This is a genomic window from Acidovorax sp. LjRoot204 (assembly GCF_056175785.1).
Genome location: NZ_JBGFFF010000254.1, coordinates 1 through 4,103, shown reverse-complemented (window position 1 = coordinate 4,103; position 4,103 = coordinate 1). Strand labels below are relative to the sequence as shown.

At 63.7% G+C, this 4,103-nt stretch carries 4 protein-coding genes and 1 tRNA gene; 1 reads left to right on the top strand and 4 read right to left on the bottom strand.

Translation table 11 applies throughout. The features are described from left to right. Positions 1-77: 77 nt before the first annotated feature. The 3 genes from AC04MI_RS23870 to AC04MI_RS23860 form a co-directional block, all read right to left on the bottom strand. Entirely contained in the window at positions 78-332 is a 255-nt protein-coding gene (locus tag AC04MI_RS23870) for a hypothetical protein (protein WP_156400972.1), read from the bottom strand. Between the two features lie 50 nt (positions 333-382). Continuing rightward, positions 383-1,606 carry a YeeE/YedE family protein gene (locus AC04MI_RS23865; RefSeq protein ID WP_476498892.1) on the bottom strand — a complete coding sequence of 408 codons (1,224 nt, stop codon included), beginning with the start codon at positions 1,604-1,606 and terminating at the stop codon, positions 383-385. A 125-nt stretch (positions 1,607-1,731) separates the two neighbouring features. Next, entirely contained in the window at positions 1,732-2,649 is a 918-nt protein-coding gene (locus AC04MI_RS23860; protein WP_476498891.1) for a sulfurtransferase, read from the bottom strand. 220 nt (positions 2,650-2,869) lie between these two features. Between AC04MI_RS23860 and AC04MI_RS23855 the strand changes: the two genes are divergently transcribed. Next, positions 2,870-2,943, top strand: a tRNA-Gly gene (locus tag AC04MI_RS23855). Positions 2,944-3,016: 73 nt separating this feature from the next. Here AC04MI_RS23855 and AC04MI_RS23850 read toward each other — a convergent pair. Beyond that, the coding region (locus AC04MI_RS23850) for a methyl-accepting chemotaxis protein (protein ID WP_476498890.1) at positions 3,017-4,103 on the bottom strand (1,087 nt) is incomplete at its 5' end.

Sequence of the window (4,103 nt, the reverse complement as noted above, 5' to 3'; positions counted from 1 at the left end):
ATGTCTGAAAGCGCAGGTGCATTGCGTCCCTGCGCGCTTTGGCGCCCCAAGTCTCTTGCGAGTCTGCAGCGAGGGGCTTACACGCAGCGGTAGATCACTTCAAAGCGACTGACCTGGGCCGACAGTTCTGCCCCCAGGCCATATCGTGCGCAATGTTTTTCGGCCGCATTGAGGGCTCCGTCAGGGCCCAGCGTTGAATTTTCCCAGTTGATGGATACCGACTTCCCGTTGCCAACAACAACGAACGGCGCGGGGGGTGTGTAGGCGCAGCCAGCCACACCTGCGGCCAGCACCGCCCGCCAGAGCCAAGCCGTCAGAGTCATCGGTTTCATGTGCGCGTCCATGCGGCCCGCAGTGTATCGGATAGGACTGCGGGGTGGACTCAGCGTTGTTGCGGCCCTCCGCTCAGCCACAGCCGCTTGATCTGCAGACCGGCCCACACCGCAAAAAATACGGACAGCCCAAACACCCAACCCGACAGCGCGCCCGCCATGCCGCCGGACAGCAGCGTGCCAACGGTGCAGCCCAGCCCGGTCATCGCCCCCCAGCCCAGAAACACGCCACCCGACAGGCCCCGTACAGCATCGCGCCACGTAGGCCAGCGCGGCACAAACTGGCGGCTGGCTGTAGCTGCCACGAACGCTCCCGCCACCAGGCCCACCAACAGCACGGCATTGGGGGTAAACCAGGTGGCCTGCGGCACGGTAGCGCAACCCGCAAATCCATCGAGTCCATCGAGCCGGTCTGGAATCCAGCCCTGCCCCTGTGCCCACTGGCGTGCGGCGCTGCCCAGCGTGGCCGTCACGCCCAGGGGTCGCATGCGCACGATGGCAAATGCGCCAATCAGCCCCACGACCAACCCGCCTACCCAGTAGTGCCAGCGCCCGGTCCACAGGTTGCGCCACACGGCACGAAGTCCTGGTACGGCAGGGACTGCGCCCGGCGCTGATGATGCGGCGGCCTCCTGCGCAAAGCCCCGCCAAAGCCAGGCAGCCACCAGGGCCAACCCGACCAGTTGCACCAGCAAGGCGCCGCCATACCCCAGGTGGGCAGGCAGCCACACCACGGGCGCATCGGCCACACTCTGGCTGTACAAGGGGTTCCAGGTCTTGAAACCCAGGATGAAGCCCAGTGCCGACCCGGCCAGCGCGAACGGCGATACCGTGGCCCCCTCGGCCAGCCGGTACCAGTGCGCGCTGATGCACGAGCCCGACACCACCATGCCGGTGCCAAACGACAGCCCAGCCGCTACCAGCACCCAGCTCACGGGGCCGATGTGCATGTCGGGCGGCAGCTTACCCGGCTGGGGCACCGGCAGCCAGCTGCCCAGCACCACGGTGTAGCCCACCACCCCCACCGCCAGCGCCAGCACGATGGCCAGCAGCCCGCGCGGATTGCGGTCTTCAAACCAGTCGCGCGCGTGGCAGTAAAAGCAAAAGCGCGAGCGCTGCAGCACGAGCCCCAGCACCGCGCCCGTGACCAAAGCAAAAACGAGCGTGCGCCCGCCTGGCAAGCCCTGAACCGCCTGGGYCGCCCAACCCAATGCCACCAGCGCTGCAAGCGACGCCAGGGCTCCTGCGCCAGAGAAATTGATCTTGTATGTCATTGCACCGCACCCATAAAAAAAGTCCGCACCAGGCGGGCTGTAAAGGAGACCCCCTACCAAAACTCAAAAGATCTCTTTGTTTTGCATTGCACCTTCTTCCCAAAAGGTTCTGTCGGTCAGCCCATTCACTTCGCGGCCCAGATGGTGCCCGCCGGGTTGGTGATGGGCACGCCCACCGCATTGCCGTATTCCGTCCACGAACCGTCATAGTTCTTGACGCTGTAGCCCAGGATCTTGGACAGCGCAAACCAGGTGTGGCTGGAGCGTTCGCCAATGCGGCAGTAGGTGATGATGGGCTTGCTGCCATCCACGCCCGCGCTGGCGTAGAGCTTTTTGAGGTCCTCGGCGGACTTGAAGGTGCCATCCTCCTTGACCGCCTGGCCCCAGGGCACGTTAGCCGCGCCGGGGATGTGTCCAGCACGGATGCTCAGCTCGGGCACACCGGCCGGGGCAAAAATCTTGCCCGCGTATTCGTCGGCCGACCGGATGTCCACCAGCTTTGCATTGCTCTTGCCCTCTGCCGCAGCCAATGCATCGGACAGGCGGGCACGCAGGTCGGTGTTCACCTTGGCCACCCGGTAGCTGGTGGTTGCAAACTCGGGCACGCGGTTGTTCAGCGGCTGGTTCTCCGCCTCCCACTTCTTGCGGCCGCCGTCGAGCAGCTTCACGTTCTTGACACCATAGATGTCAAACACCCACGCGCCCCAGGCAGCAAACCAGTTGTTGGTGTCGCCGTACAGCACCACCGTGGTGTCTTGCGACACACCCGCCTTGGACAACAGGGCCTCAAACGCCTCCTTGCTCACGATGTCACGGCGCACCCGGTCGTTCAGGTCCCGGTGCCACGAGAAGTTGACCGCACCCGGCACATGGCCGCGCTCGTACAGGCCGGGGTTCACGCTCACCTCCACAATGCGCACCTGCTGGTTGTCCAGGTTCTGCGCCAGCCATTCGGTGGTGACCAGAGGGCCCGCGGGGATGGGGGTGGCAGCGAGCAAAGTTCCACCGAACAACGCCATGCAGGATGCCAAGGAGGCACGCATCCAGCGGCGTCCAGACCATAGCGATGAGAGAGTGCGTTGGGTTGTCATTGGCATCCTTTCCTTTTCTTTGAAGTGCCTGCGCAGTGCAGCAGGTAGAAGGAATTTAGAGCCCGACGCGATCACAACCAACCAACATGTTCGGTTATGGATATGCGTTTTGCACGCTTGCACAAAGCGATTGCCAGACGGCTGGCGGATGCTGCCTATAATCCGGAGCGTCGCGGGTGTAGTTCAATGGTAGAACGGCAGCTTCCCAAGCTTCATACGAGGGTTCGATTCCCTTCACCCGCTCCAAATCAATAAAACCTGCCAGGCAGCAATGCCTGGCAGGTTTTATCATGGGCTGATGTCTTTCTGTCGATGCTCTCTAGCCGCCGAGCTTTGGCACGGCACGGTCCGACGCGGGCACATGCATACGCGCAGTTGTTGCATCCTGGCCCAGGTTGAACCGCGCAATGGCCTCAACCATCTGCTGTGCCTGCGTGCGCAGGCTGCTGGCAGCCGCAGCCATTTCCTCCACCAGCGCCGCGTTCTGCTGCGTGGTCTGGTCGAGCTGTGTGACAGCCTCACCCACCTGGCCAACTCCGGCGGTTTGCTCGTTACTGGCCGCGCTGATTTCAGAGACCATGTCGGCCACCCGCTGGATAGAGCTGACGACTTCCTGCATCGTGSTGCCCGCCTGATCCGCCAGCACCGAGCCCTGTTGCACCATGGCGCTGCTGGCGCCAATCAGCTCCTTGATGGCCTTGGCTTCGGCTGCCGTGCGCTGGGCCAGGTTACGCACCTCGGCAGCCACCACCGCGAAGCCGCGACCTTGTTCACCCGCGCGTGCCGCCTCGACCGCCGCGTTGAGCGCCAGGATGTTGGTCTGAAAGGCAATGCCGTCGATCACACCAATGATGTCGGCGATCCTCTGGCTGCTGTTGTTGATGTCCTGCATCGTCCGGACCACTTTGGACACCACCTCACCACCCTGCTGGGCAACCCGGCTGGCCCCCACGGCCAGTTGGTTGGCTTGGCTTGCGCTGTCGGCGTTGTGGCGTATGGTGGCGCCCAGTTGCTCCATGCTGGCCGCCGTCTGCTCCAACGCACTGGCCTGACTTTCGGTACGGCCTGACAGGTCCTGGTTGCCCTGTGCAATCTCCGTACTGGCAGCAGATACGCTGTCGGCACTGGTACGCACCGTGCCCAAACTTTCCACCAACCGGACGCGAAAGCCTTCCATGGCCTGGGCCAGAGAGCCGATTTCATCGCGCGACCGGACGGACACCGCGTGCGTGAGATCCCCCTGCGCCAGATAGCCAAGGGCTGTGCTTAGCTGCTGCACGGGGGCACCCACCAGCCTGCGCGTAGCCACCAACAGCACCACAGTGAGCAACGCGAGTGCCACCGCCACACCCAGCCAAAGCCAGGTGAGCACGCCGCGCGCCTCACTCATCATCTCTGTCAAAGGT

Bases quoted from the DNA above. Each gene is read 5' to 3' on its own strand.
- AC04MI_RS23870 (WP_156400972.1), bottom strand. From the start codon at position 332: ATGAAACCGATGACTCTGACGGCTTGGCTCTGGCGGGCGGTGCTGGCC.
- AC04MI_RS23860 (WP_476498891.1), bottom strand. From the start codon at position 2,649: ATGCGTGCCTCCTTGGCATCCTGCATGGCGTTGTTCGGTGGAACTTTG.